Raw genomic sequence first — 26,912 nt, forward strand, 5'->3', positions numbered from 1 at the left:
TGTAATAAATGCCTAGAGTGAAAAAAGTTCTGGAATCCCATAACAATAAACTGCATGTGAAGAAAGATGACGTGGTGCTTGTGATCAGTGGTAAAGACAAAGGCAAAAAAGGCCGTGTCATCGCTGCTTATCCTCGTGAAAACCGCGTTCTGGTAGAAGGCGTCAATATGGTGAAAAAACACCAAAAGCCGAACCAGCTGAATCCACAGGGTGGAATTATTGAGCAGGAAGCTTCGATTCATGTGTCCAACGTAATGCACATCGATCCGAAGACCGGCAAAGTAACCCGTATCGGTTACAAAGTTTTGGACAATGGTAAAAAAGTTCGGATTGCTAAAAGATCCGGAGAGATTATCGACTAATCTAGCCCTTAAGAAAGGAGGTTAAATCTTCATGGCAGCAAGAATGAAAGAACGTTTTCTTAACGAAATTACACCTGCTTTGATGCAGAAGTTTAACTATACAACTGTTATGCAAGTGCCTAAGATCGAGAAGGTTGTCATCAACATGGGTGTGGGTGACGCTGTTCAAAACTCCAAAGTACTTGATGCTGCAGTTAATGACATGCAGTTGATCGCTGGTCAAAAACCAGTAATCACTAAAGCTAAAAAATCCATCGCTGGTTTCAAACTACGCGAAAATATGCCGATTGGGGTTAAAGTAACACTGCGCGGAGAGCGTATGTATTACTTCTTGGACAAATTGTTCAACGTAACACTTCCACGTGTACGTGACTTCCGTGGTGTTTCCACTAAAGCCTTTGATGGCCGTGGTAACTACACACTTGGTCTTAAAGAACAATTGATCTTCCCCGAGATCGAATATGACAAAGTGGATAAAGTCCGCGGTATGGACATCGTTATTGTAACGACTGCTAAGACGGACGAGGAATCCCGCGAGCTGCTGGGTCAGCTGGGAATGCCTTTCGCAAAATAAAGTCGGTTAATCCATTTTCTCCGAAAATGTTTAGGAGGTGTCAGGCTAAGTGGCAAAAACTTCGATGAAAGTTAAACAACAACGTACGCCTAAGTTTAAAGTACGTGCATATACACGTTGCGAACGTTGTGGTCGTCCACATTCGGTACTGCAAAAGTTCAAAATTTGCAGAATTTGTTTCCGTGAATTAGCTTATAAAGGCCAGATCCCTGGCGTGAAAAAAGCAAGTTGGTAAGAAGTTTATAAACGGGAAGGAGGTTTACACACATGACTATGTCTGATCCTATTGCAGATATGCTTACTCGTATTCGTAACGCTAACATTGTGCGTCACGAGACGGTAGAAATGCCTGCTTCTACTATGAAGAAACAAATCGCTGACATTTTGAAGCGTGAAGGTTTCATCCGCGATGCGGAATTCGTTGAAGATAGCAAACAAGGGATTATCCGTATCTTCTTGAAATACGGCCCTAACCAAGAGCGTGTTATTTCTGGTTTGAAAAGAATCAGTAAACCAGGCCTTCGCGTATACACGAAGAGCAATGAAGTGCCTCGTGTACTCGGTGGTCTAGGAATCGCGATTATCTCCACATCTAAGGGAGTTATGACCGACAAAGAAGCTCGTCAATCAAAATCTGGCGGAGAAGTTGTCTGCTACATTTGGTAATAAACGTCACAAGATAAGGAGGTGCAACACATGTCTCGTATTGGTCGCAAACCAATCGCAGTACCTAGCGGTGTAGATGTCACTTTGGACAACGCCGTTATTACAGTAAAAGGTCCAAAAGGTTCTTTGACTCGTGAGCTTCATAAAGACATGAAGGTTACAGTTGAAAATAACGAAATTACCGTTGTTCGCCCGTCGGATAACAAATTGCATCGTTCACTTCACGGCACAACCCGCTCCGTTGTCAACAACATGGTAGCAGGTGTGACTGAAGGTTTCTCGAAATCTCTGGAACTGGTTGGGGTCGGATATCGTGCAAGCAAATCCGGAGATAAAATCGTTCTGAACGTTGGTTATTCCCACCCGGTTGAAATTACACCGGAAGCTGGTATCGAGTTCGAAGTTCCTGCGAACACGAAGATCATCGTTAAAGGTATCGATAAAGAACGCGTTGGCGCATACGCTGCTAAAATCCGTTCCGTTCGTGAACCAGAACCGTATAAAGGTAAAGGTATCAAATATGAAGGCGAGCGTATCATCCGCAAAGAAGGTAAAGCTGGTAAGAAGAAATAACCAGTTTAAACTTAATTGTAAGATACCCCGTGCATCTTAAAGTGAAGCTGTTTACGGCAAACTGAAGGGAGTGAAAGGGAAGTCATGATTACAAAAGAAGATAAAAACAAGGCTCGTCTCAAAAGACACCTGCGTGTTCGTAAGAAGATCCAGGGAACTACTGAGCGTCCACGTTTGAACGTATTCCGTTCTTCGAAACACATCTACGCTCAACTGATCGATGATGTTAAAGGGGTTACTATCGTATCCGCTTCTACACTTGATAAAGATCTGAGCGCTAATATCGGTAATGGCGGTAGCGTTGAAGCTGCAGCGAAAGTTGGCCAATTAGTCGCTGAGCGTGCCAAAGAAAAAGGATATGCAGTGGTCGTATTCGACCGCGGAGGTTACTTGTACCATGGACGGATTCAAGCATTGGCTGATGCAGCTCGTGAAGCTGGTCTTGAATTCTAGAATAATTCTTAAAAGGAGGTTAACGACTTGCGTGTAGATCCGAACAGTTTAGAACTGACAGAAAGAGTTGTACACATTAACCGTGTTGCAAAAGTTGTAAAAGGCGGACGCCGTTTCAGCTTTAGTGCACTTGTTGTTGTGGGCGACGGCAACGGCTACGTCGGTGCTGGTATCGGTAAAGCCGGCGAAGTTCCGGATGCCATCCGTAAAGGCATTGAAGACGCCAAGAAAAACCTGATTCACATCCCAATCGTAGGAACTTCGATTCCCCATCTCGTTACTGGACACTTCGGCGCAGGACGCGTGTTGTTGAAACCAGCATCAGAGGGTACTGGCGTTATCGCTGGCGGTCCAGTTCGTGCGGTATTGGAATTGGCAGGCGTTGGCGACATTTTGACAAAATCACTGGGTTCTTCGAATTCCATGAACATGGTCAATGCAACTTTGGAGGGACTTTCCCGTCTGAAACGCATTGAAGAGGTCGCGAAACTTCGCGGCAAATCTGTCGAAGAATTGCGCGGTTAAGGAGGGGAACGTCAATGGCAAAATTGCAAATTACCCTCGTACGTAGTGTAATCGGACGTCCAGAAACACAACGTGTTACTGTTAAGACGCTCGGCCTGCGTAAACTCAACACGACAGTGGTTCACAATGACAGTCCTGCAATTCGCGGAATGATCAATAAAGTGAGTCACTTGCTATCTGTAACTGAAATTGAAGGCTAAACGCCTCGCATAAATTAACAAACATAAGGAGGTGCAAACGATGAAGTTACATGAACTTGCTCCAGCTCCTGGTTCCCGCAAAGAACGCAATCGCGTTGGTCGTGGTCCTAGTAGCGGAAATGGTAAAACTTCCGGTCGCGGTCACAAAGGTCAAAACTCACGTTCTGGCGGTGGTGTTCGTCCGGGCTTCGAGGGTGGACAAAATCCGCTCTATCGTCGTCTGCCTAAACGTGGTTTCGTCAATCCTACCCGTAAAGAGTATGCGATTGTGAACCTGGAAGATCTGAATAGCTTTGCAGAAGGAACTGAAGTGACTCCGCAGTTGTTGCTTGAAACTGGTGTTGTCAAGAATTCCAAAAGCGGCATCAAGATTCTCGGCAACGGTGAGTTGACCGTAAAATTGACTGTACAAGCAAATAAGTTCTCTCAATCTGCGGTAGAGAAAATCGAGGCTGCCGGCGGTAAAACCGAGGTGATCTAATGTTCAAGACGCTTAAGAATATCTGGCATGTTGAAGATTTGCGCAAAAAGATCCTGTTTACCTTGTTCATTCTGATTATCTACCGTATCGGTTCGTTTGTTCCGGTTCCTGGTGTGAACAAAGATGTACTGCAAACAGCAAATCAGAGCGGTGACGCTTTGATGGGACTCTTGAACACCTTTTCGGGCGGAGCGCTCAAAAACTTCTCGATATTTGCGATCAGTATTTACCCGTACATTACAGCATCCATCATCGTGCAATTGCTGTCGATGGATGTTGTTCCCAAGTTTGCTGAATGGGCTAAACAAGGGGAGCACGGGAAAAAACAATTGGCGCAAATCACTCGTTACGGTACAGTGATATTAGCCCTGATCCAAGGTTTTGCTACGTCGATAGGGTTTAACCGGATTTATGGAACTCAAATGATGCCGAATGCGACATTTGCTGATTACTTGCTGGTTGCCATTATCTTGACGGCGGGTACTTCTTTCTTGATGTGGCTTGGTGAACAGATTACCGAAAAGGGAATCGGGAACGGGATTTCGATCCTGATTTTTGCGGGAATCGTCGCCGCCATTCCGGGATATATCACAAGTACGGCTAACTCAAGTTTTATTCAGCCGGATCAGGTGTTCCTGAATATTCTTAAAGTCGTTATCGTGCTGATTGTGATTGTAGCGATTATTACAGCAGTTATCTTCGTACAGCAAGGTATTCGGAAGATTCCTGTTCAATACGCTAAACGCGTAGTCGGCAATAAAATGTACGGTGGACAGAATACACATATCCCATTGAAAATTAATGCGGCAGGTGTAATTCCGGTAATCTTCGCCGTATCATTGCTTCAGTTCCCAGTTGTTCTCTCCAGTTTCTGGTCAACACATGCCTGGGCTCAATGGATTGCTAAGTATTTAGCAACCGATGCTCCACTTGGTATGCTTCTGTATGTAGTGATGATCATTGGGTTCACGTTCTTCTATACGTTCGTGCAGATGAATCCTCAGCAGATGGCTGATAACATGAAGAAGAATGGTGGGTACATTCCAGGTATCCGTCCTGGTAAAGCTACAGAGAAATATCTGACTAGAGTAATGTCTCGTCTGACTATGTCTGGCGCGCTATTCCTAGCTCTGATCTCTGTTTTGCCGATGTTCTTCGGTGCTATATCTGGATTGCCTAAAGAAGTTCGAATTGGCGGTACTGCACTGCTAATCGTAATCGGTGTGGCATTGGATACTATGAAGCAGATCGAGAGCCAATTGATCAAACGCCATTACAAAGGCTTCATCAATAAATAGGTGATAGGTTCCGGTGAAGCTTAAGTTTTTATTCTTCCCGGCACCTATTATGCTGTTTCTTGCTTGGTGGCGAACTTTTGGGGGGAGAGAGAAATCGTGAACATTTTATTCATGGGCCCTCCTGGGGCAGGCAAGGGAACACAAGCGGCAGAAATCGTTAAAGAATTTGGTATTCCTCATATTTCGACAGGAGATGCTTTCCGTTTGGCAATCAAACAGGAAACTCCGGTAGGATTGAAGGCCAAATCATTTATAGATCAAGGTTTGCTTGTACCAGATGATGTGACCATTGGGATAGTCGAAGAACGGTTGCAGCAGTCCGATTGCGAAAAAGGATTTCTATTGGATGGTTTTCCAAGAACTCTTTCGCAAGCGGAAGCGCTGGATGATATTCTTAGCCGTTTGAACACTTCTTTGGATCATGTCATCAACTTGAATGTTGACCGTGGATTGCTAATGGCGCGTCTTACTGGACGTCGTATCTGCAGCGTTTGCGGAGCATCCTACCATTTAATCTTCAACCCGCCGAAGCAAGATGGCATTTGCGACATTGATGGCGGTGAATTATATCAACGTCCGGATGACAACGAAGAAAGTGTAGGCAAGCGCCTGGATGAGTATGATAATAAAACAGCGCCGCTGCTTGCGTTTTATGATAATAAAGGTCTTTTGCGTCAGGTAAACGGGGAAAACGAAATTAATGTCGTTACTTCTGAAATCGTGTCTTTAATGCGGGGTTAATGTAATGATCATTTGTAAATCCGAACAGGAACTTGCCTTTATGAGGGAAGCTGGTCGAATTGTTGCCGAGAGTCACCGTCTTATTGCTCAGGCCATTGAGCCTGGCATTACAACGGGTGAGCTCGACAGAATCGCCGATCAATACATTCGCAGTCAAGATGCTGTGCCGTCTTTCAAAGGCTACAACGGTTTTCCTGCCAGCATTTGCGCTTCAGTCAACGAACAATTAGTGCATGGATTTCCTGGTAAACGTAAACTGATCGAAGGCGATATTGTTACGCTGGATATCGGTGCAGAGTACCGCGGTTATCACGGTGATTCCGCCTGGACCTACGGTGTGGGCAGCATTTCCGAAGAGGCTCAGCGTTTGCTGGACGTTACGGAAGGCTCCTTGTACGCGGGACTGGCGTTAGTTAAGCCGGATGTGCGCTTGTTTACAATCTCCCATGCTATTCAGCAATACATCGAAGAGGCTGGTTTCTCAGTCGTACGTGAGTATGTTGGTCATGGTATTGGGGCAAAACTGCATGAAGAACCGCAAATTCCGAATTATGGCATAGCGGACCGCGGACCACGTCTGAAACCGGGTATGGTGCTCGCGATTGAGCCGATGGTAAACGCAGGAAAGAGACATGTCAGAACACTGGAAGATAACTGGACTGTCGTTACGGTTGATGGCTCACTATGTGCTCACTTCGAGCATACAGTAGCAGTTACTCCGGACGGCATGGAAATTTTCACAAAACTGAATGCGTAGGTGATCTCCTCTTGAATACTGTGAGCAGCCCGCAGGTTGGTCAATTAGTGAGAATTCTCAAAGGCAAAGATGCCGGAGAGGCAGCCGTTGTTATCGCAGTTGTTGATAGCAGATTTGTATACATTGCAGATGGAGACAAACGTAAGTTTGATGGGCCAAAGAAGAAGAATATTCTTCATCTTGAGCTCATACCCTTCATCAGCAGTGAGGTTGTGGACAGTTTGAAGGAAACTGGGCGGGTAACAAACGGAAAGCTGCGATTCGCAGTCATGAAGTATGCTGGACCCACCGGAATAAGTGCTGATGAGAAAGGAGACTAACTGTGGCTAAGGAAGATGTCATTGAAGTAGAAGGTACTGTCCTTGAACCGTTGCCAAACGCAACGTTTAAGGTTGAGCTTGAGAACGGTCATCAAATACTTGCCCATGTATCCGGTAAATTGCGGATGCACTTTATCCGTATTTTGACCGGAGACAAAGTGGTCGTGCAGTTATCGCCTTATGATTTATCAAAAGGTCGTATAACTTACCGTAAATAGATGGGAACTACGAAAAAAGTTTTGCTTCGCAAAACTTTGAGGAGGTAATTAACATGAAGGTAAGACCTTCTGTAAAGCCCATTTGCGAGAAATGTAAAGTAATCCGCCGCAAAGGGACTGTTATGGTGATTTGCGAAAATCCGAAACACAAACAAAAACAAGGTTAAGAAGGGGGTGTAGCGTAAAATGGCTCGTATAGCTGGAGTGGATTTGCCACGTGACAAACGCGTTGAGATCGCCTTGACTTATATTTTCGGAATCGGTAAAACGACTTCTCAGAAAATTCTTAATGAAACAGGCATTAGCGCTAATACACGTGTCCGTGATTTGACGGAAGATGAAGTCAGCAAACTGCGTGAAACGATCGACAAAACGGTTAAGGTTGAAGGTGACCTGCGTCGTGAAATTTCCTTAAATATTAAACGTCTTACTGAGATCGGCTGTTACCGCGGTGTTCGCCACCGTCGTGGATTGCCTGTTCGCGGTCAACGTACTAAAACGAATGCCCGTACCCGGAAAGGCCCGCGTCGTACGGTAGCAAACAAAAAGAAATAATAAGGGGGGATAAGAGACAATGGCTAAACCGAAAAAAGTCGTACGTACCAAACGTCGCGACCGTAAAAATATCGAATCCGGCGTGGCACATATTCGTTCCACGTTCAACAACACCATCGTTACCATCACGGATCCTCACGGAAATGCAATTTCCTGGGCAAGCTCCGGCGGCCAAGGATTTAAAGGTTCCCGTAAGTCCACTCCATTCGCAGCGCAAATGGCAGCTGAATCAGCAGCTAAAGCAGCTATGGAGCACGGCATGAAGTCGGTTGAGGTTATGGTTAAAGGACCGGGCGCGGGCCGCGAAGCAGCCATCCGTTCCCTTCAAGCTGCAGGGCTTGAAGTTAACCTTATTAAAGACGTAACTCCGGTTCCTCACAATGGATGCCGTCCGCCTAAGCGTCGTCGCGTATAGTGAAATCAGTATTGTGAATGTGGTATAATTCTGACGCATCTGCTAATAATAGGTGTTTAGGCATACTACATGATGCACCTGATGGGGTGACAGTTTCATATAGGAGCGACGTTGAAGGAGGGGTAAACTCGTGATAGAAATCGAAAAGCCGAAGATTGAGACCGTAGAAGCTAATGATGAAGGTACCTATGGGAAATTCGTAGTTGAACCGCTGGAACGTGGGTATGGCACGACTCTGGGGAACTCGCTTCGCCGGATATTGCTTTCTTCGCTTCCAGGAGCCGCAGTGACTTCGGTCCAAATTGACGGCGTTCTGCATGAGTTCTCGACCGTTCCAGGCGTAATGGAAGATGTGACGGAAATCATTCTGAACCTTAAAGCCTTGTCTCTGAAGATTCATTCAGACGAGGAAAAAGTGTTCGAGATTGATGCTGAAGGGGAAGGCATCGTTACCGCAGGTGATATCCGTGCGGACAGCGATGTTGAGATCCTCAATCCGGATCTTCACATTGCAACGCTGGGACCTGGTGCGAGACTTCATATGCGTATTTTTGCAGGCCGTGGTCGCGGCTATGTCCAAGCGGACCGGAACAAACGTGACGATCAGCCAATTGGTGTTATTCCAGTTGACTCCATCTACACTCCAATTTCACGCGTTAACTACGGCATAGACAATACACGTGTTGGTCAAGTGACTAACTACGACAAATTGACGCTTGAAATTTGGACGGATGGAAGTATCAGACCGGAAGAGGCTGTAAGCCTCGGAGCCAAAATTTTGAACGAGCACCTCGTTCTGTTCGTAGGTCTTACGGACGAAGCGAAAGACGCCGAAATTATGGTTGAAAAAGAAGAAGACAAAAAAGAAAAAGTACTTGAGATGACAATCGAAGAGCTTGATCTTTCTGTTCGTTCCTACAACTGCCTCAAACGTGCTGGTATTAATACCGTACAAGAGCTTACCACGAAGACTGAAGAAGATATGATGAAGGTGCGTAACCTTGGTCGCAAATCTTTGGAAGAAGTTCAGGAAAAGCTTGAGGAACTTGGTTTGGGTCTCCGCACAGAAGAATAGCTGCAGATTGCTTTAGTAAAGGAGGGAAAACACAATGGCATACCAAAAATTGGGCCGTGATTCCAGTGCGCGTAAAGCGTTATTTCGCGACATGGTAACGGATCTGTTTTTATACGAGCGCATCCAAACAACGGAAGCTAAAGCGAAAGAAGTTCGTTCTATCGCTGAAAAGCTGATCACTAAAGCTAAAAAAGGTGATCTTCATGCTCGTCGTCAAGTAGCTGCATTTGTTCGCCGCGAGACTGTTGATGGTGAACAAGATGCAATTCAAAAATTGTTCTCTGACATTGCTCCTCGTTACACTGAGCGTCCAGGTGGATACACTCGTATCCTTAAACTAGGACCTCGTCGTGGCGACGCTGCGCCTATGGTTTATCTTGAATTGGTAGACCGCGCGTAGTATCACAAGTATTGATTTCCGATGCTTCCCTTTCATCCAGCCCTCTTTGGAGTAAAGATGGGGGAAATATCAGCGTTATTGTGCTGCAGAGGCGCAAGACTCTGCTGTACTAATAACCGTGGGAATCACCTTGGTTCAATTGAAGGAGCTCCCGCAGGGGCTCTTTTTTTTGAAATTAAGGATCCTATAGGACTTGTAGTTCTATATATGAAAAATGGATGCCGTCCTTCTAGGGACGGCGAAGCCATTTCTTCAAATAGAAGATCAGACAGTGCTTCGATCGACGTTCTGCTGACCGGTTTAAAAAGGAGAACGGAATGCGTAATCTATTGATGAAGGTCAATTATGACGGAACGAATTATGATGGCTTTCAGACCCAGCCTCAGGGCAATACGATTCAGGATCGGCTGGAGCAAGCCATACTCCATCTGACAGGTGAGAAGCTTAAGATTACTGCTTCAGGCCGCACAGATGCCGGAGTACATGCCTATGGCCAGCCTTTTAACTTTACAACCTCCTCTCGAATCCCAACTGAACGTTGGTGTCTAGCGCTTAATGCCCGGCTGCCACAAGACATCGTGGTTACAGAGGCTAGGGAAGTTCCGCTAACGTTTCACTCTCGTAGAGGGGCTAAGCGTAAAACTTACCGATACACGATCAATGGCAACAGGTTTCCAGATCCGTTTCAGCGGCGCTGGCAGCTTCACCATCCAGTGAAGTTGGATATTCCTGCGATGCAGCAAGGCTTAACGCAAATTATAGGGACACATGACTTCACTTCGTTTGCATCACGACGGTCTACGAAGACTTCTCATGTACGAACGATCTTTGAAGCTCATATGGAAGTAGATCGCAGTATGTGCCGACCCTCTTCATCAGATCAAGGAGTTATCCATACTTATATAACGGGTAGTGGATTTCTTCAGCACATGGTTCGCATTATTATGGGGACTTTGATCCATGTGGGGGAAGGTAAAATACCTGCTGATAAGGTTGCTGAAATATTGGCAGCATGTGATCGATCACATGCTGGTCCAACAGCTGTGGCCATGGGGTTAGCTTTGTGGAGTGTTGAATATGACGAGATTGAAAGTGAATAGTTTTTTCTATAAATTTCTTCCTGATTAATAGGCTAAATGTTTAAAAATCACTTGCACTTGTTATGTTTATACTGTAATATAAAAGTTGTGTTTTCTTGATGGCTATCCCACAGCCCCGATCGAGAAAATGCCAAAAAAATGCTTTGCTTAACTCACATAATCGTAATTCAATGAGAAACAAGATATACGAAACAGAAGATTTTCGTACGAGAACAAGGAGGAAACATTCATGCGTACCACCTATATGGCGAAGCCGAACGAAGTTGAACGCAATTGGCACATTATTGATGCCGAAGGCAAAACACTCGGTCGTTTGGCCAGCGAAGCCGCTGCTTTGATCCGTGGCAAACACAAACCGCAATTCACTCCACACGTTGATACAGGAGATTTCGTTATCGTTATCAACGCTGAGAAAATTCACTTGACCGGTAAGAAATTGCAAAACAAAAAATACTACCGTCACTCGATGCACCCAGGTGGTTTGAAAGTTACTAATGCTGAAACTCTGCTGAATACTAAACCAGAACGCGTAATTGAATTCGCGGTTCATGGTATGATTCCTAAGACTCGTCAAGGGGACCACATGAAGCTGAGATTGAAAGTATATGCAGGCGCCGAGCATCCACATGCAGCACAAAAACCTGAAGTTTACGAACTTCGCGGATAAGAATAGAGGAGGACAGTTTCATGGCACAAGTACAATACTATGGGACAGGTCGTCGTAAACATTCGGTAGCACGTGTTCGCCTTGTACCGGGTGAAGGACGCATTGTCATTAACAAACGTGAGATGGACGAATATTTCGGTGTGGAAACACTGAAAATGATCGTAAAACAACCTTTGAACCTGACTGAAACACTGGGCAACTACGATGTAATCGTTCTTGCACATGGTGGCGGCATTTCCGGTCAAGCTGGAGCAATTCGTCACGGTATCTCCCGTGCATTGCTTAAAGTTGACCCTGAATATCGCGGTGCATTGAAGAAAGCCGGCTTCCTGACTCGTGACCCACGTATGAAGGAACGTAAGAAATACGGCTTGAAGGCTGCACGTCGTGCGCCTCAGTTCTCGAAACGTTAATATCTACAGAATTCAACCCTTGGCCATATGGCCAAGGGTTTTATTTTTGTTGCCCCTTTCCACAAGAAATGGGCTTTTTTTGCATCTATTTACTAATTCTAACGGATGAAACGCATTGACTTCCTCAGTAAAAGTTATATACTATTTCATATAGAATTAGTTGGTTTTATTACTTCTTTTACCTCATTTATTCATACGATTAATATTTTGGATGGAGGAATACCTTAATGAACCTGCTCGAGAAAGAGGATTTAATCAAAGTTAAGGCCGAAGAATTAGAAACTGCTTCACCCGAGGAAATTATCCGCTGGGCTGTAGAAACATTTCCTAACATTACTTTTGCCTGCAGTTTTGGTGCCGAAGATGTAGTGCTAGTTGATATGCTTCACAAAGTTAGTCCGTCTACAGACGTCTTTTATCTCGATACAGATTATCATTTTAAGGAAACCTATGAAACCAGAGATTTGATGGCAGATAAATACGGGCTGGAGTTCGTACGAGTGTCTCCACAAATCACTCCGCAGGAGCAAGCACTTCAACACGGTGATGCGTTATGGACAGTAGATCCTAACCAATGCTGTGGGATTCGTAAAGTAGAGCCGCTGACTCGCATCCTATCTCAATATGAAGCTTGGATTACAGGCATTCGTCGTGACCAAGCGCCTACCCGTGCTAATGCCAAAAAGGTTGAGTATGATTATAAATTTGGTTTGGTTAAGTTTAATCCAATTGCGGATTGGACAACCGAAGATGTATGGAACTATATTCGTGAAAATGATGTAATTTATAACCCTCTACATGACCGTAACTATCCAAGTATCGGCTGTGAGCAATGTACACGTCAGGTTATGCCTGGTGAAGATCCGCGTGCTGGACGTTGGGCTGGATCAGAGAAGACTGAGTGCGGATTACACAAGTAGGACCTATCCCCGTGAGAACACAGAAGGAGAGACGATAATGACTTCAATACGTCCGCATGGCGGAACATTAGTTAACTGTGTAGTAGAGGGTACAGAAAGAGAAGAATTACTGCAGCTTGCACGTGATTATAAGGCGATTGCCGTGAACACCTGGACTTTATCTGATTTGGATCTAATTGCGGTAGGTGCATTTTCTCCACTGACTGGATTTTTGAATGAACAAGATTATCACTCCGTAGTCAAAAACATGCGTTTAGCAGATGGCACAGTGTGGAGCATTCCAATAACACTTGCTGTAGAAGAGGATGTGGCCTCTGGTTTAGCTATTGGAGACAAGGTATCTCTAATCGGTGAAGAGGATGGCGAGATCTACGGTTTATTGGATATTGAGAGTATTTATACGGTTGATCAAAACCTTGAAGCGCAAAATGTATTCAAAACAACAGACCCTGAACATCCAGGAGTAAGTAAGCTGTTGGCCCGCCCGGCTATCTATGTAGGAGGACCAATTACAGTGCTGAATAGACCACAGCCAGAAAAGTTCGGAGAATTTTATTTTGACCCTTCAGCTACACGTAAGATATTTGCAGACAAGGGCTGGAGAACAGTTGTAGGCTTCCAGACGCGTAACCCTGTTCATCGTGCACATGAATATATTCAGAAGTGCGCTATGGAGGTTGTAGACGCTCTGTTCTTAAACCCGCTAGTGGGTGAGACGAAGTCTGATGATGTACCGGCAAATGTACGAATGAAGAGCTACCTGGCGCTTTTGGAGAATTATTATCCTGAGGATCGTACCTTTCTAGGTGTTTTCCCGGCGGCCATGCGTTATGCTGGTCCGAGAGAAGCGATTTTTCATGCTATGGTTCGCAAAAATTATGGCTGCACCCATTTTATTGTCGGACGTGACCATGCGGGCGTAGGTGATTACTACGGAACTTATGAAGCGCAAGAAATTTTCGCGAATTTCACCGCTGAGGAACTTGATATTACTCCATTATTTTTTGAACACAGCTTCTTCTGTAAAAAATGCGGAAATATGGCTTCCAGTAAAACCTGCCCACATCCTGGCGATGATCATATGACTTTGTCGGGTACAAAGGTACGGGCTTTGCTTCGGGAGGGTCAATGTCCGCCTCCTGAATTTACGCGACCTGAGGTTGCGCAGATTCTAATTGAAGGCATGACTCAAGAAGTAACAGCTTAATCATAGTTAGCTAGTACTATTTGGCCTTCTTGTCCCATATAGATGAGTATTATCTATCGGGACGAGGGGGTCTTTGTTATGTCTGGCCGAAAACACAGTAAAGTCTCGGTCTGGATCTCATGGAGCAGTATCAAAAAATGTATGCTGGGCGCGACACTGCTAGCTATAATGATCGGCATTATAGCGTATGACATGCCTACTGCCAAAACGTTAAATTATTGGAGTCTGCCTTTGTCTGGTAAAGTGATCGCTATCGACGCTGGACATGGGGGAGCAGATGGAGGGGCAGTTAGCCGGGAAGGGCTAATTGAGAAAGACATTAATCTTGCGGTCTCTCTTTATTTACGTGATTACCTGCAACAGGCAGGGGCTATTGTTGTAATGACCCGTGAAGGGGATTATGATTTGGCTCAGGAGGGCACTAAGGGCTATTCTAAGCGCAAGACTGAAGATCTTAAGCAAAGAGTAAGAAGTATTGAAGAGAAGGGCGCAGATCTTTTTATAAGCGTTCACATGAACAGTGTGCCTTCGAACCGATGGAGCGGGGCGCAGACCTTTTACTATCCCAATCACAAGGATAATAAAGCTATCGCAGAGTTTGTACAGAGTGAGCTGAAGACTACACTGGAGAATACTGATCGTGTAGCTAAGACTGTAAATACTGTTTATCTACTAAAAGCATTAAAAATACCTGCGATCCTTGTAGAGGTCGGTTTTTTGTCGCACCCTCAGGAATCAGTTCTACTCGGAGATGATGTTTATCAACGCAAGGTAGCGACTAGCATATATCGTGGCATTCTTCGTTATGCTTCCGAGTAGCCGGGACTACTCATCAGGAGATGGGTAATGCTATAATAGACAAAAACTCCGGAAGAATTCTCCTCCGGAAGGGAAACAGAGGTGCTTTCCATGCTGACTAGGGAACATATCCAGGAAATACTGCAGTCAATAATAGACCCGGAAACCGGAAAAAGCCTTGTGGAACTACAGCTGATCCGTGACATTATGATTAAAGAAGATCGTATATCTTTATCAATCGTGTGTCTGGATCCTGAAGAGCAAAGTCGCATGGATCTAGAACAACGGGTTCGTGAGTTGCTTGAAGCAGGTGGAGTCACTAATGTGCATATCCGGCTGCGTGATGCAACCGATTATGAACGTGCTCTGCTTCGAGGAGAGAGTGCCGGGGAAGAGCCGTTGGTTGATGAACCGGGGAAACTTAAGGGACATGCAGCAGGCCTTGACGATCATGAATTAATCAATGAGAACTCTGGTGTTAACTTTATCGCCATTGCCAGTGGTAAAGGCGGTGTTGGAAAGTCTACGGTTACTGTGAATTTGGCAGTAGCTTTGGCTAGAAAAGGTAAAAAGGTTGGATTGATTGATGCGGACATTTATGGGTTTAGCATCCCTGATATGATGGGAATCGAAGAGGGACCCGTTGTAGAAGAGGGAATCATTATTCCTGTGGAACGTTTCGGAGTGAAGGTCATGTCTATGGGCTTCTTTATCCGTGAGAATAGTCCGGTAATTTGGCGGGGACCTATGCTTGGCAAAATGCTGCGCCAATTCTTCGGTGATGTGGGCTGGGGAGAACTTGATTATATGCTGCTTGATCTTCCTCCAGGTACAGGTGATGTGGCGCTTGACGTACATCAGATGCTTCCTCACAGCAAAGAGATTATTGTTACTACCCCTCATGCTACCGCAGCGTTTGTGGCGGCTAGAGCGGGCTCTATGGCTCTGCAGACAGAACATGAGATTATTGGGGTCATTGAGAACATGGCTTATTATGAGTGTAAAGACTGCGGTAAAAAAGATTATATTTTTGGCAGAGGCGGAGGCGCTCGGCTTGCGGAGACACTCCATACGGAGCTGCTTGCACAAGTTCCATTGGGCGCACCGGACAACCATATTTCTGAACCGGATTTCTCACCTTCCGTATACAAGGAAGACACAGCAACTGCGTTGTTGTTTGCTGATATCGCCGATAAGCTGATTGCGAAATATGAGCACTAATTATTATGCATAAAAAGAGGCCGTCCCACTTTGTTAGGTGGGATAAGGCCTCTTTTTGGTTATGTGCTTGAATCATCGCCGCTACCGCTGCCACTTTCACCACCGCTGCCGCTGCCTTCCTGTTTATCGCCGCTTTCGCCACCCTTTTTCTGTTCCTTCGGTTCGAGCTCGTCCTGAACGACCTTTTTAAGTAAATTCAATACCTCCATCCGGAATAATGGAGTCTGCATAGATTCCTGGATGGTCTTCATGGATTGCTTTCGGTAGTCAGGTGTTTTGGTGAGATTAAGAAACATGGTCATCATTTCTGGAGACTTCATGATTTCCTCGACGGATTTTTGATAGGTGGGATCTTTAATTAGTTGCAGGTGCAATTCTTTGCTTTGTGATTGAATGGCTTTAGCAAAATCGCCTGCGAACTTGGGATCAGTCATAATTTTCTCGATTTCCTTTTGATATTCCGGTGCAGTGAGGGTATCTTTAACAGCGGTTTTTATATCCTCTGTTGTTTGAAGTGGCATCATTTTCATACTCATTCCGCTGGTGCCTCCAGAACTGGAATTTGATAATGATTCCTCAACTGCTTTTTTTCCATCTTCACTTTTTAATATATCAATAACCATGGTCTTCATTTCTTTATAACTGCCCTGACCAGAAGAAGAACTGCTCTGCTCACTTCCGCAAGCCGTTAAGGCCATAACAAAGCTTAAAGCCAAACCCACAGATCCGATAAATCTCCATTTCATTGGCGCTGCCCTCCTTTATTAGGATTCTCCAGTTGTATTATGCCGCATTAACACACATTTATGTTGCTGATGTAATGGTGTTTTGTCGGTATCCTTGGTAAAATAAATCTGACATAGGGGGAGGTGAAGTGGCTGAGTATAAAAAAATGGTTTTATTTATTTTGGACAACCCTTCTAATAGGAGCGGGCGGAGCAGTAATCGCAGGTCTGGCACTGCAATTCGTGAACGGTCGAATTGATTTCAAAAGTGTCGCTGATTTCTTTTTATACCCGCTGATACTATTCGGCTACGGTATGCTTGTCAGTGTTTATGCGCAACTTGGTTTTTTTGCTTATCTAATTTTAAATTACATGGGCAATGGTGTTTTCCCGCCAAAAATTTGGAAATACATACAACTGGTGCTTTCTGTGCTCGCATTGCTTGAACTGATTTTTTTGCGTACCGTCGTTGGCGGGGAAAGAAGTGTCTTGTCTGATCTAATATTAGGAATCTTTATTTTGTTAGCTGCCATTATTGTGTCTTATTTCAAAGTGAAAAGTACAAACATCTCAGCTTGGATTCCAACCCTCTTTTTTATGACAGCTATTTCAATTGTGGAAATTATCGGCGTGCTCCGTATAGGTGTTGATAGTGCGACAGTGTTTATTGTTGTTCCGCTCATCGCCTGTAATGCATTCCAAATTTTGATGCTTCACCGTATTCTCAAGCCGGCAGCCGGATAAAGGCTGGGGCGAATTCAGCAAATCATGAACCCCGTGCTCTGGCCTTCAGAAGACGGGGTTTTTTCTCTAGAATGTATCCTAACGATTAGAATCCGCTGGAGGAGGTTAATCTTAAAGAACAATAGAGCGGATTCTTTGTGTGTAGCAACGCTCACAAAACTAAGTAGATGCTTCCGAAGCGAGTTTTGTACGTAGTAATACAAAACGTAGCATCGCTCACAAAACTTTCAGGAGGGGAATATATGGACATCAAGCGCTATATGATAAAAGACACAAATGAAATCCAGCTTAACAAGCTGGACCCGGACGATACAGGTAACTTTAAATCAAAAAAAGAAGCAGAAGCCAAAACAGAGCAGTTAAAGGAACGGTTGGCAGAACTTCAAGATATTCTTTTTGCACAGAAAAAGCATTCACTGCTAGTAATTCTGCAAGGGATGGATTCCAGCGGTAAGGATGGAACGGTTAAACACATTTTTTCAGGGATCAATCCACAAGGCTTTATAGTGACCAGCTTCAAGAAACCTTCTCTGGAGGAAGAAGCTCACGATTTCTTATGGAGAGTGCATCAAAAGACCCCCCCTAAAGGCTACATCTCTGCATTTAACCGCTCACACTATGAAGATGTATTGGTACCGCGGGTACATGGGGGACTGAAAAAGGATGACTTGAAGCGCCGCTTTCGTTACATACGGCAGTTTGAGGAGATGCTGGTGGAAGAGGGAACGACAATTATCAAGCTTTTTCTGCATATTTCAAAAGAAAAGCAGCTTAAGAAAATCAAAGAACGGCTTGAAGATCCCAAAAAACACTGGAAATTCGACGCAAGTGATCTACAGGAGCGGGAGTTTTGGGATGATTACCAAGAGGCATATGTAGATGTTTTTAAGGAGTCTAGTATTGATAAAGCACCCTGGTACTGGATACCAGCCAATCATCAATGGTACCGCAACTATTTGGCCTTATCCATCGTTGTAAAGACACTGGAGAGTCTGGATCTGAGCTATCCGAAGCTGAATACCCCCACACCCGACATATCGGAGCTCATTTCCCCGCGTCATTAATATTTGGATAAGACCAACATCTATTGCGGTACCTAAGATTGGGAGGAATGTTACAGCCCAGCAGCATCCTCTAAGGCACTATTTAGTGAGGCCGAGTCACGAACCTCTTTACCCTCTGCGTTGCTTTGGCTGATCAGCTCAGAGACGGTAACGAATTCATAACCTTGTCTGCGGAGCTCATCGATAATTTGCGGAAGAGCTTCGTGAGTTTGTTTGCAGGAATCGCTGGCATGCAGTAGAACGATATCACCAGGATGTGCTTTAGTCGTTACACGCTTCACGATATTGTCTACACCTATGTTCTTCCAGTCTAGAGAGTCTGTGTCCCACTGGATGACTTTGTAACCAAGATCATTGGCCACTTGCAGAACTCTTTTGTCAAAATCACCATTAGGCATACGAATTAAGTTTGGTTCTTTACCGGTTAATTCTGTAAGCACAGTGTGAGCCGTTGTGATCTGAGTGCGAATCTCTTCGTTACTTAGAGTGCTGTAATTGACGTGTTTATGGCCATGACTGCCAATTTCGAATCCTGCGTTTTTGATGCTTGTTACAATATCGGGGTGAGTCTTACTCCATGGTGACGATAGGAAGAAGGTGGCTTTGTCCACTTTCTTGTCTTCAAGTACCTTCAAAATTGGTTCGGGTCTCTTTTCCCCCCAGCTAATATCGAAGGTTAGGGCAATCAGCTTCTTCTCTGTTGGCACACTGTAAATGGCAGAAGGTCCAGCCTCAGAAAAAACGGTGATATTGCCCCTCTCGACATAGACAACTCCAGCAGCAAGAAGCACAGCGGCGAAGATATAGATGAACCTTTTGATCTTTTTGCCGCTGAATACATAAAAAGAATTCATTAATGACAGCGCTCCTCTCCCATGCGAAATGCTTGTTTGTTCTAAATGTATGCTCGTACCGCACGGTTATGACCTAAGAAACAGAGATCACAATTTCAGGAGGTATTTATGTTGTCGTTCTTCACGTTTGTTAAAGATATTAAATCGATCCGCAAGGCTTTGCTGCTGTCCTGTCTGCTCTTCGTAATAGGAGCGTTTGTTGGCTGGGTAGCCACAAGTAGTCTGGAAAAACTATTGGTTCAGCAATTGGAAGGGCTAAGTGAGATCAGCGGAAACTTAAGAGACACCTCTAATCCGCAATGGAACTTCTTTGTATTTATATTTCTGAATAACGCCATCAAGGGCGTGGTTATTATTTTCCTGGGAGCGTTGTTCGGCATATTGCCAGCTATATTCTTATTTATAAACGGAGCGGTAATTGGCTACTTGATACATTTATCCGCACTGCAAGGACAGGATTTGTTCGATTTAATCGTAAAAGGATTACTGCCACACGGGATTATAGAGATTCCGGCAATCATTATCGCGTGTGCCTTTGGACTGCATTTTGGCGGGAAAGTGATTTCAAGTTTATTTCGATCTACAGATAGAAAAGAGGAGAGAAGCGCAGACTGGTCTGCTTTCATGCGTCAAACACTTACGGCTTCCATATGGACTGTAATCCTGTTATTTGTTGCAGCCATTATTGAAAGTACAATTACTTTTTCACTTTTATCATAAAACTTCCGGGAATAGAGCATAACATTAAGGGCGTTCATCCAAGGATTGCCTAAAGGTAAGGAGTATATAATCGAGAAGAAACCATAAAGGGAATTTTTAATAATTATGGTTATAAAAAGAGGACTCCGGTTAATCTAGTGTAAGAGGATCTTAAGGCAGCTTTCTCCATGAGATGTACTTACTGATTATGCAAAAAGGTTTTGGGGGTTTAGAGAAGGTGTTAATTGCAACTTCATGAAGGAGGCCAAGCATATGTTGGGAATGTTGTTTAACGAAAAGGAATGCAAGGAACTGGATTATGTTTTGAGAAAAGAACTAGATGAGATGCTGTTAGATTTGAGTGATCAGCGCTTGGACCAAAATATCAGGCACGCCATCGCTAATAGATATAAGACTGTATTCCGGATGTATGCTCGCTTCGCTCCTCAGAAAGAGCTTTCCAAGTATGCATGGGGTGGACGTTCTTCTCAGTATAAACACTGAAGATATACGAGAATTGCTACAGTTTTATAAAGTTTTCAGATTATTTAATAAAATAGCTTGACTAAAAAGGAGTGCTCATGATAAATTATATCTCGCGCTCCTTTTGCTTGTGTAAAAGGGAAGCGGAAGGCAAGAAAAATTGAAAAAAAAGATTTTTCAAAAAAAAGACTTGCCAAACAGCTTAACACTGTGATATATTATAAAGGTCGCCGCTGATAAACAACGACGACGAAATGAGAGACATTGATCTTTGAAAACTGAACAACGAGTGAGTAGGAAATCACGCAAGTGAGGTCCGAAATTAGAGAATTAATTTTCTCGTCAGATGTTTCAAAATGAGCATATCGCTCTTTTCAATACTAATTGGAGAGTTTGATCCTGGCTCAGGACGAACGCTGGCGGCGTGCCTAATACATGCAAGTCGAGCGGAGTTATTTTGAAAGCTTGCTTTCAAAATAACTTAGCGGCGGACGGGTGAGTAACACGTAGGCAACCTGCCCTTCAGACTGGGATAACTACCGGAAACGGTAGCTAATACCGGATAATTTCTTTTTTCTCCTGAGAGAAGAATGAAAGACGGAGCAATCTGTCACTGAGGGATGGGCCTGCGGCGCATTAGCTAGTTGGTGGGGTAACGGCCCACCAAGGCGACGATGCGTAGCCGACCTGAGAGGGTGAACGGCCACACTGGGACTGAGACACGGCCCAGACTCCTACGGGAGGCAGCAGTAGGGAATCTTCCGCAATGGGCGAAAGCCTGACGGAGCAACGCCGCGTGAGTGATGAAGGTTTTCGGATCGTAAAGCTCTGTTGCCAGGGAAGAACGTCCGGTAGAGTAACTGCTACCGGAGTGACGGTACCTGAGAAGAAAGCCCCGGCTAACTACGTGCCAGCAGCCGCGGTAATACGTAGGGGGCAAGCGTTGTCCGGAATTATTGGGCGTAAAGCGCGCGCAGGCGGCTATTTAAGTCTGGTGTTTAAACCTTGGGCTCAACCTGAGGTCGCACTGGAAACTGGGTGGCTTGAGTACAGAAGAGGAAAGTGGAATTCCACGTGTAGCGGTGAAATGCGTAGATATGTGGAGGAACACCAGTGGCGAAGGCGACTTTCTGGGCTGTAACTGACGCTGAGGCGCGAAAGCGTGGGGAGCAAACAGGATTAGATACCCTGGTAGTCCACGCCGTAAACGATGAGTGCTAGGTGTTAGGGGTTTCGATACCCTTGGTGCCGAAGTTAACACAGTAAGCACTCCGCCTGGGGAGTACGGTCGCAAGACTGAAACTCAAAGGAATTGACGGGGACCCGCACAAGCAGTGGAGTATGTGGTTTAATTCGAAGCAACGCGAAGAACCTTACCAGGTCTTGACATCCCTCTGAATCTGCTAGAGATAGCAGCGGCCTTCGGGACAGAGGAGACAGGTGGTGCATGGTTGTCGTCAGCTCGTGTCGTGAGATGTTGGGTTAAGTCCCGCAACGAGCGCAACCCTTAACTTTAGTTGCCAGCAGGTAATGCTGGGCACTCTAGAGTGACTGCCGGTGACAAACCGGAGGAAGGTGGGGATGACGTCAAATCATCATGCCCCTTATGACCTGGGCTACACACGTACTACAATGGCCGGTACAACGGGAAGCGAAGCCGCGAGGTGGAGCCAATCCCATCAAAGCCGGTCTCAGTTCGGATTGCAGGCTGCAACTCGCCTGCATGAAGTCGGAATTGCTAGTAATCGCGGATCAGCATGCCGCGGTGAATACGTTCCCGGGTCTTGTACACACCGCCCGTCACACCACGAGAGTTTACAACACCCGAAGTCGGTGGGGTAACCCGCAAGGGAGCCAGCCGCCGAAGGTGGGGTAGATGATTGGGGTGAAGTCGTAACAAGGTAGCCGTATCGGAAGGTGCGGCTGGATCACCTCCTTTCTATGGAGAATCGTTCTCTGCAATGAGGACATTCAAATCGGAAGTTTAACTTCCATAATAGAACCTTCGGGTTCGAATACTCACTCGTGTTCAGTTTTGAAAGAGCAAGTCTCTTTCGCATGCGTTTGGTGGCGATAGCGGAGGGGTTCCACACGTACCCATCCCGAACACGACCGTTAAGCCCTCCAGCGCCGATGGTACTTGGACCGAAGGGTCCTGGGAGAGTAGGACGTTGCCAAGCGGACAACCAATTCATTGGTTGATTCACAATGTTATATATGTTATATGGGCTTTTAGCTCAGTTGGTTAGAGCGCACCTCTGATAAGGGTGAGGTCGGTGGTTCGAGTCCACCAAGGCCCACCATATAACATTATATAGAGTAATTTTATGGGGCCATAGCTCAGCTGGGAGAGCGCCTGCCTTGCAAGCAGGAGGTCAGCGGTTCGATCCCGCTTGGCTCCACCATAAATTTTTAAATGAATAACTTTTTTAACTTGATCCTTGAAAACTGGATACCGAAACGAATTTGCGTTTTAGAACATCTTTTAGCAACTTGTGTAAACAAGTAAATGTTATTAGTGAGATTTTTCTTCGGAAGAATCAAGGTTAAGCTAATAAGAGCACACGGAGGATGCCTAGGCGCCAGGAGCCGACGAAGGACGTGGCGAACAACGAAACTGCCTCGGGGAGCTGTAAGCAAGCTTTGATCCGGGGGTGTCCGAATGGGGAAACCCAGCTGTGGTAATTCGCAGTTACTCATTTCTGAATACATAGGAAATGTAGAGGCAGACCAGGGGAACTGAAACATCTAAGTACCCTGAGGAAGAGAAAACAATAGTGATTCCGTCAGTAGCGGCGAGCGAACGCGGAACAGCCTAAACCTAAGAGCTTGCTCTTAGGGGTTGTGGGACGTCTCACATGGAGTTACAAAGGAATATGGTAGGTGAAGAGGTCTGGAAAGGCCCGCGATAGAGGTAAAAGCCCTGTAACCTAAACTGTATTCTCTCCGAGACGGATCCCGAGTAGTGCGGGGCACGTGAAACCCCGTATGAATCCAGCAGGACCATCTGCTAAGGCTAAATACTACCTGGCGACCGATAGTGAAACAGTACCGTGAGGGAAAGGTGAAAAGCACCCCGGAAGGGGAGTGAAATAGAACCTGAAACCGTGTGCTTACAAAAAGTCAGAGCCCGATCTATGGGTGATGGCGTGCCTTTTGTAGAATGAACCGGCGAGTTACGTTTAACATGCAAGGTTAAGCCGAGAAGGTGGAGCCGCAGCGAAAGCGAGTCTGAATAGGGCGATTGAGTATGTGGACGTAGACCCGAAACCGTGTGATCTACCCCTGTCCAGGGTGAAGGTGCGGTAACACGCACTGGAGGCCCGAACCCACGTACGTTGAAAAGTGCGGGGATGAGGTGGGGGTAGCGGAGAAATTCCAATCGAACTCGGAGATAGCTGGTTCTCCCCGAAATAGCTTTAGGGCTAGCCTCGGTATAAGAGTAGTGGAGGTAGAGCACTGATTGGGTGCGGGGTCCGCAAGGATTACCAAGCTCAGTCAAACTCCGAATGCCATATACTTATTGCCGGGAGTCAGACAGTGAGTGCTAAGATCCATTGTCAAAAGGGAAACAGCCCAGACCATCAGCTAAGGTCCCCAAGTGTGTGTTAAGTGGGAAAGGATGTGGAGTTGCACAGACAACCAGGATGTTGGCTTAGAAGCAGCCACCATTGAAAGAGTGCGTAATAGCTCACTGGTCGAGTGACTCTGCGCCGAAAATGTAACGGGGCTAAACACACCACCGAAGCTATGGCTAGATACGTATGTATCTGGGGTAGGGGAGCGTTGTGTAGGGGTTGAAGGTGTACTGAAAAGAGCGCTGGACACTACACAAGTGAGAATGCCGGTATGAGTAACGAAAAGATCAGTGAGAATCTGATCCGCCGAAAGCCCAAGGTTTCCTGAGGAAGGCTCGTCCGCTCAGGGTAAGTCGGGACCTAAGGCGAGGCCGAAAGGCGTAGTCGAAGGACAACAGTTTGAAATTACTGTACCACCGTAATCCGCTATGAGCGATGGGGTGACGCAGGAGGGTAGTGACGCGGACTGATGGATGTCCGTCTAAGCAGTGAGGCTGATGTGTAGGCAAATCCGCACATCATTAAGGCTAGGCTGTGATGGGGAGCGAAAATTATAGTAGCGAAGGTCATGATCTCACACTGCCAAGAAAAGCCTCTAGCCAGGAGAAGGTGCCCGTACCGCAAACCGACACAGGTAGGCGAGAAGAGAATTCTAAGGCGCGCGGAAGAACTCTCGTTAAGGAACTCGGCAAAATGACCCCGTAACTTCGGGAGAAGGGGTGCCCCGGTAGTGTGAATAGCACGAGGGGGCCGCAGTGAAAAGGCCCAAGCGACTGTTTAGCAAAAACACAGGTCTGTGCGAAGCCGCAAGGCGAAGTATACGGGCTGACGCCTGCCCGGTGCTGGAAGGTTAAGGGGAGTGGTTAGGGGTAACCCGAAGCTATGAACCGAAGCCCCAGTAAACGGCGGCCGTAACTATAACGGTCCTAAGGTAGCGAAATTCCTTGTCAGGTAAATTCTGACCCGCACGAATGGCGTAACGACTTGGGCGCTGTCTCAACGAGAGATCCGGTGAAATTTTAATACCTGTGAAGATGCAGGTTACCCGCGACAAGACGGAAAGACCCCATGGAGCTTTACTGCAGCTTGATATTGAATTTGGGTACGATCTGTACAGGATAGGTGGGAGCCGTAGAAATCGGAGCGCAAGCTTCGGTGGAGGCGCCGTTGGGATACCACCCTGATCGTATCTAGGTTCTAACCTAGTGCCCTTACCGGGTACGGGGACCGTGTCAGGCGGGCAGTTTGACTGGGGCGGTCGCCTCCTAAAGAGTAACGGAGGCGTTCCAAGGTTCCCTCAGAATGGTTGGAAATCATTCGCAGAGTGCAAAGGCATAAGGGAGCTTGACTGCGAGACCTACAAGTCGAGCAGGGACGAAAGTCGGACTTAGTGATCCGGTGGTACCGCATGGAAGGGCCATCGCTCAACGGATAAAAGCTACCCTGGGGATAACAGGCTTATCTCCCCCAAGAGTCCACATCGACGGGGAGGTTTGGCACCTCGATGTCGGCTCATCGCATCCTGGGGCTGAAGTAGGTCCCAAGGGTTGGGCTGTTCGCCCATTAAAGCGGTACGCGAGCTGGGTTCAGAACGTCGTGAGACAGTTCGGTCCCTATCTGTCGTGGGCGCAGGAAATTTGAGAGGAGCTGTCCTTAGTACGAGAGGACCGGGATGGACGTACCGCTGGTGCACCAGTTGTTCCGCCAGGAGCATGGCTGGGTAGCTACGTACGGACGGGATAAGCGCTGAAAGCATCTAAGCGTGAAGCCCCCCTCAAGATGAGATTTCCCAATTAGTAAGACCCCTTGAAGACGACGAGGTAGATAGGTTGGAGGTGGAAGTGCAGCAATGCATGGAGCTGACCAATACTAATCGGTCGAGGGCTTATCCTATACTTAGAATGCAAATTCGTTTCGGATTCAGTTTTCAGGCATCAAGCCTGAGCATTTACGCTGTAAATGCCCGTTTGGTGGCGATAGCGGAGGGGTTCCACGCGTACCCATCCCGAACACGACCGTTAAGCCCTCCAGCGCCGATGGTACTTGGACCGAAGGGTCCTGGGAGAGTAGGACGTTGCCAAGCGGATATTCCCTGATAGCTCAGTTGGTAGAGCACTCGACTGTTAATCGAGTTGTCACAGGTTCGAGTCCTGTTCGGGGAGCCATGCTCTCATAGCTCAGCAGGTAGAGTGCTTCCATGGTAAGGAAGAGGTCACCGGTTCGAATCCGGTTGAGAGCTCCACAGATTTGCAAGGCCCGTTGGTCAAGGGGTTAAGACACCTCCCTTTCACGGAGGTAACATGGGTTCGAATCCCATACGGGTCACCAACTTTTACTTGTACTTACCCTTAGAGGGTCCCATAGATATGGAGGCTTAGCTCAGCTGGGAGAGCATCTGCCTTACAAGCAGAGGGTCGGGGGTTCGATCCCCTCAGCCTCCACCATAATCTTCCTAAGAGATTATGGGCAACATAGAGGTACCATCAATGGGGATTAGCCAAGCGGTAAGGCAACGGACTTTGACTCCGTCACTCATAGGTTCGAATCCTATATCCCCAGCCAAGTGCGAGCCATTAGCTCAGTTGGTAGAGCACCTGACTTTTAATCAGGGTGTCGAAGGTTCGAGTCCTTCATGGCTCACTTTTATTATTATCATGCGCGTGTGGCGGAATGGCAGACGCACCAGACTTAGGATCTGGCGTTTCACGACGTGGGGGTTCAAGTCCCTTCACGCGCACCATTTATTGCGGACGTGGCTCAGCGGTAGAGCATCGCCTTGCCAAGGCGAGGGTCGCGGGTTCGATTCCCGTCGTCCGCTCCATAATT

32 protein-coding genes, 10 tRNA genes and 4 rRNA genes are annotated in these 26,912 nt (G+C 46.2%); 44 read left to right on the forward strand and 2 right to left on the reverse strand.

Annotated elements, in window-relative coordinates; translation table 11 throughout:
* Positions 1-8 precede the first annotated feature (8 nt).
* From rplX to MHH49_RS12855, 26 genes are all read left to right on the forward strand, one after another.
* Positions 9-362: a 50S ribosomal protein L24 gene (rplX, locus tag MHH49_RS12730; protein WP_076099615.1), complete on the forward strand. Its 354-nt coding sequence runs from the start codon at positions 9-11 to the stop codon at positions 360-362.
* Positions 363-393: 31 nt separating this feature from the next.
* Complete coding sequence (gene rplE / locus MHH49_RS12735; protein WP_036680558.1) at positions 394-936, forward strand: 50S ribosomal protein L5; 543 nt, start codon at positions 394-396, stop codon at positions 934-936.
* Positions 937-985: 49 nt separating this feature from the next.
* Positions 986-1,171, forward strand: a complete 186-nt coding sequence (locus tag MHH49_RS12740; RefSeq protein ID WP_013312154.1) for a type Z 30S ribosomal protein S14 — start codon at positions 986-988, stop codon at positions 1,169-1,171.
* 32 nt (positions 1,172-1,203) lie between these two features.
* Positions 1,204-1,602 (forward strand): 30S ribosomal protein S8, encoded by a 399-nt coding sequence (gene rpsH / locus MHH49_RS12745; protein ID WP_036680560.1) that lies wholly within the window; start codon positions 1,204-1,206, stop codon positions 1,600-1,602.
* A gap of 30 nt (positions 1,603-1,632) precedes the next feature.
* Positions 1,633-2,175, forward strand: coding sequence for a 50S ribosomal protein L6 (gene rplF / locus MHH49_RS12750; protein ID WP_036680562.1), 543 nt, complete (start codon positions 1,633-1,635; stop codon positions 2,173-2,175).
* 84 nt (positions 2,176-2,259) lie between these two features.
* Positions 2,260-2,628 carry a 50S ribosomal protein L18 gene (gene rplR / locus MHH49_RS12755; protein WP_036680564.1) on the forward strand — a complete coding sequence of 123 codons (369 nt, stop codon included), beginning with the start codon at positions 2,260-2,262 and terminating at the stop codon, positions 2,626-2,628.
* Between the two features lie 27 nt (positions 2,629-2,655).
* Positions 2,656-3,153, forward strand: a complete 498-nt coding sequence (gene rpsE, locus MHH49_RS12760; RefSeq protein WP_036652980.1) for a 30S ribosomal protein S5 — start codon at positions 2,656-2,658, stop codon at positions 3,151-3,153.
* Between the two features lie 14 nt (positions 3,154-3,167).
* A complete protein-coding gene (gene rpmD, locus MHH49_RS12765; RefSeq protein WP_036680567.1) occupies positions 3,168-3,353 on the forward strand; it encodes a 50S ribosomal protein L30 in 186 nt (61 codons plus the stop codon).
* A gap of 40 nt (positions 3,354-3,393) precedes the next feature.
* A complete protein-coding gene (gene rplO, locus MHH49_RS12770) occupies positions 3,394-3,834 on the forward strand; it encodes a 50S ribosomal protein L15 (RefSeq protein WP_036680569.1) in 441 nt (146 codons plus the stop codon).
* Complete coding sequence (secY, locus tag MHH49_RS12775; RefSeq protein ID WP_340394666.1) at positions 3,834-5,132, forward strand: preprotein translocase subunit SecY; 1,299 nt, start codon at positions 3,834-3,836, stop codon at positions 5,130-5,132. Before rplO ends, secY begins: the two co-directional genes overlap by 1 nt.
* 96 nt (positions 5,133-5,228) lie before the next feature.
* A complete protein-coding gene (locus MHH49_RS12780; protein WP_038573451.1) occupies positions 5,229-5,873 on the forward strand; it encodes an adenylate kinase in 645 nt (214 codons plus the stop codon).
* A gap of 4 nt (positions 5,874-5,877) precedes the next feature.
* Positions 5,878-6,630 carry a type I methionyl aminopeptidase gene (gene map / locus MHH49_RS12785; RefSeq protein ID WP_038573450.1) on the forward strand — a complete coding sequence of 251 codons (753 nt, stop codon included), beginning with the start codon at positions 5,878-5,880 and terminating at the stop codon, positions 6,628-6,630.
* 11 nt (positions 6,631-6,641) lie between these two features.
* A complete protein-coding gene (locus MHH49_RS12790; protein WP_036680581.1) occupies positions 6,642-6,950 on the forward strand; it encodes a KOW domain-containing RNA-binding protein in 309 nt (102 codons plus the stop codon).
* A 2-nt stretch (positions 6,951-6,952) separates the two neighbouring features.
* On the forward strand, positions 6,953-7,168 hold the full coding sequence (gene infA / locus MHH49_RS12795; protein WP_036652996.1) for a translation initiation factor IF-1: 216 nt from the start codon (positions 6,953-6,955) through the stop codon (positions 7,166-7,168).
* A 53-nt stretch (positions 7,169-7,221) separates the two neighbouring features.
* On the forward strand, positions 7,222-7,335 hold the full coding sequence (gene rpmJ, locus MHH49_RS12800) for a 50S ribosomal protein L36 (RefSeq protein ID WP_003322638.1): 114 nt from the start codon (positions 7,222-7,224) through the stop codon (positions 7,333-7,335).
* Between the two features lie 19 nt (positions 7,336-7,354).
* The gene (gene rpsM, locus MHH49_RS12805) at positions 7,355-7,723 is read left to right on the forward strand and encodes a 30S ribosomal protein S13 (RefSeq protein WP_036680583.1); all 369 of its coding nucleotides are present in this window, start codon (positions 7,355-7,357) and stop codon (positions 7,721-7,723) included.
* Positions 7,724-7,742: 19 nt separating this feature from the next.
* Entirely contained in the window at positions 7,743-8,138 is a 396-nt protein-coding gene (gene rpsK, locus MHH49_RS12810; protein WP_019908251.1) for a 30S ribosomal protein S11, read from the forward strand.
* A gap of 130 nt (positions 8,139-8,268) precedes the next feature.
* Positions 8,269-9,213, forward strand: a complete 945-nt coding sequence (locus MHH49_RS12815) for a DNA-directed RNA polymerase subunit alpha (protein ID WP_036680585.1) — start codon at positions 8,269-8,271, stop codon at positions 9,211-9,213.
* Positions 9,214-9,247: 34 nt separating this feature from the next.
* On the forward strand, positions 9,248-9,613 hold the full coding sequence (rplQ, locus tag MHH49_RS12820) for a 50S ribosomal protein L17 (RefSeq protein ID WP_019908254.1): 366 nt from the start codon (positions 9,248-9,250) through the stop codon (positions 9,611-9,613).
* 317 nt (positions 9,614-9,930) lie between these two features.
* A complete protein-coding gene (gene truA, locus MHH49_RS12825; RefSeq protein WP_036680587.1) occupies positions 9,931-10,713 on the forward strand; it encodes a tRNA pseudouridine(38-40) synthase TruA in 783 nt (260 codons plus the stop codon).
* A gap of 229 nt (positions 10,714-10,942) precedes the next feature.
* Positions 10,943-11,380, forward strand: a complete 438-nt coding sequence (rplM, locus tag MHH49_RS12830) for a 50S ribosomal protein L13 (RefSeq protein WP_036680589.1) — start codon at positions 10,943-10,945, stop codon at positions 11,378-11,380.
* 20 nt (positions 11,381-11,400) lie between these two features.
* A complete protein-coding gene (gene rpsI, locus MHH49_RS12835; RefSeq protein ID WP_025706574.1) occupies positions 11,401-11,793 on the forward strand; it encodes a 30S ribosomal protein S9 in 393 nt (130 codons plus the stop codon).
* A 227-nt stretch (positions 11,794-12,020) separates the two neighbouring features.
* The gene (locus tag MHH49_RS12840) at positions 12,021-12,713 is read left to right on the forward strand and encodes a phosphoadenylyl-sulfate reductase (RefSeq protein WP_036680616.1); all 693 of its coding nucleotides are present in this window, start codon (positions 12,021-12,023) and stop codon (positions 12,711-12,713) included.
* 37 nt (positions 12,714-12,750) lie between these two features.
* Entirely contained in the window at positions 12,751-13,920 is a 1,170-nt protein-coding gene (gene sat, locus MHH49_RS12845) for a sulfate adenylyltransferase (RefSeq protein WP_076186611.1), read from the forward strand.
* A gap of 78 nt (positions 13,921-13,998) precedes the next feature.
* The gene (cwlD, locus tag MHH49_RS12850; protein ID WP_038573445.1) at positions 13,999-14,739 is read left to right on the forward strand and encodes an N-acetylmuramoyl-L-alanine amidase CwlD; all 741 of its coding nucleotides are present in this window, start codon (positions 13,999-14,001) and stop codon (positions 14,737-14,739) included.
* A 90-nt stretch (positions 14,740-14,829) separates the two neighbouring features.
* Positions 14,830-15,939 carry an Mrp/NBP35 family ATP-binding protein gene (locus MHH49_RS12855; RefSeq protein ID WP_076186606.1) on the forward strand — a complete coding sequence of 370 codons (1,110 nt, stop codon included), beginning with the start codon at positions 14,830-14,832 and terminating at the stop codon, positions 15,937-15,939.
* 59 nt (positions 15,940-15,998) lie between these two features.
* On the opposite strand, the gene gerD is transcribed toward MHH49_RS12855, so the two are convergent.
* Positions 15,999-16,685 (reverse strand): spore germination lipoprotein GerD, encoded by a 687-nt coding sequence (gene gerD / locus MHH49_RS12860; protein ID WP_036680627.1) that lies wholly within the window; start codon positions 16,683-16,685, stop codon positions 15,999-16,001.
* 132 nt (positions 16,686-16,817) lie between these two features.
* Between gerD and MHH49_RS12865 the strand changes: the two genes are divergently transcribed.
* Both MHH49_RS12865 and MHH49_RS12870 read left to right on the forward strand, forming a co-directional pair.
* Positions 16,818-17,408, forward strand: a complete 591-nt coding sequence (locus tag MHH49_RS12865; protein ID WP_038574906.1) for a KinB-signaling pathway activation protein — start codon at positions 16,818-16,820, stop codon at positions 17,406-17,408.
* A gap of 242 nt (positions 17,409-17,650) precedes the next feature.
* Positions 17,651-18,472, forward strand: a complete 822-nt coding sequence (locus MHH49_RS12870; protein ID WP_052097348.1) for a PPK2 family polyphosphate kinase — start codon at positions 17,651-17,653, stop codon at positions 18,470-18,472.
* Positions 18,473-18,522: 50 nt separating this feature from the next.
* Here MHH49_RS12870 and pdaB read toward each other — a convergent pair whose 3' ends face one another.
* Positions 18,523-19,326 (reverse strand): polysaccharide deacetylase family sporulation protein PdaB, encoded by an 804-nt coding sequence (gene pdaB, locus MHH49_RS12875; protein WP_036680629.1) that lies wholly within the window; start codon positions 19,324-19,326, stop codon positions 18,523-18,525.
* 108 nt (positions 19,327-19,434) lie between these two features.
* Here pdaB and MHH49_RS12880 point away from each other — a divergent pair, with 108 nt between their 5' ends.
* From MHH49_RS12880 to MHH49_RS12955, 16 genes are all read left to right on the forward strand, one after another.
* The gene (locus MHH49_RS12880) at positions 19,435-20,046 is read left to right on the forward strand and encodes a stage II sporulation protein M (protein WP_341138181.1); all 612 of its coding nucleotides are present in this window, start codon (positions 19,435-19,437) and stop codon (positions 20,044-20,046) included.
* Positions 20,047-20,298: 252 nt separating this feature from the next.
* The gene (locus tag MHH49_RS12885) at positions 20,299-20,529 is read left to right on the forward strand and encodes a hypothetical protein (RefSeq protein ID WP_036680631.1); all 231 of its coding nucleotides are present in this window, start codon (positions 20,299-20,301) and stop codon (positions 20,527-20,529) included.
* A 360-nt stretch (positions 20,530-20,889) separates the two neighbouring features.
* Positions 20,890-22,447, forward strand: a 16S ribosomal RNA gene (locus tag MHH49_RS12890).
* Positions 22,448-22,571: 124 nt separating this feature from the next.
* A 5S ribosomal RNA gene (gene rrf, locus MHH49_RS12895) occupies positions 22,572-22,688 on the forward strand.
* A gap of 46 nt (positions 22,689-22,734) precedes the next feature.
* Positions 22,735-22,811: transfer RNA gene (locus MHH49_RS12900), tRNA-Ile, on the forward strand.
* A 26-nt stretch (positions 22,812-22,837) separates the two neighbouring features.
* Positions 22,838-22,913: transfer RNA gene (locus MHH49_RS12905), tRNA-Ala, on the forward strand.
* A 139-nt stretch (positions 22,914-23,052) separates the two neighbouring features.
* Positions 23,053-25,979: ribosomal RNA gene (locus MHH49_RS12910) — 23S ribosomal RNA — on the forward strand.
* Positions 25,980-26,052: 73 nt separating this feature from the next.
* Positions 26,053-26,169 (forward strand): 5S ribosomal RNA (gene rrf, locus MHH49_RS12915).
* Together the 16S, 23S and 5S rRNA genes with 10 tRNA genes alongside form the textbook arrangement of a ribosomal RNA operon.
* 6 nt (positions 26,170-26,175) lie before the next feature.
* A tRNA-Asn gene (locus MHH49_RS12920) sits at positions 26,176-26,251 on the forward strand.
* Position 26,252: 1 nt separating this feature from the next.
* Positions 26,253-26,328, forward strand: a tRNA-Thr gene (locus tag MHH49_RS12925).
* Between the two features lie 11 nt (positions 26,329-26,339).
* Positions 26,340-26,414: transfer RNA gene (locus tag MHH49_RS12930), tRNA-Glu, on the forward strand.
* A 40-nt stretch (positions 26,415-26,454) separates the two neighbouring features.
* A tRNA-Val gene (locus MHH49_RS12935) sits at positions 26,455-26,530 on the forward strand.
* Between the two features lie 43 nt (positions 26,531-26,573).
* Positions 26,574-26,648 (forward strand) — tRNA-Gln (locus tag MHH49_RS12940).
* 5 nt (positions 26,649-26,653) lie between these two features.
* Positions 26,654-26,726 (forward strand) — tRNA-Lys (locus tag MHH49_RS12945).
* A gap of 16 nt (positions 26,727-26,742) precedes the next feature.
* Positions 26,743-26,826: transfer RNA gene (locus MHH49_RS12950), tRNA-Leu, on the forward strand.
* A 6-nt stretch (positions 26,827-26,832) separates the two neighbouring features.
* Positions 26,833-26,907: transfer RNA gene (locus MHH49_RS12955), tRNA-Gly, on the forward strand.
* The last annotated feature ends 5 nt before the right edge of the window (positions 26,908-26,912 follow it).

It is taken from the genome of Paenibacillus sp. FSL F4-0122, from assembly GCF_038002845.1.
In the GTDB taxonomy this organism is placed as follows: Bacteria; Bacillota; Bacilli; order Paenibacillales; family Paenibacillaceae; genus Paenibacillus_AQ; species Paenibacillus_AQ odorifer.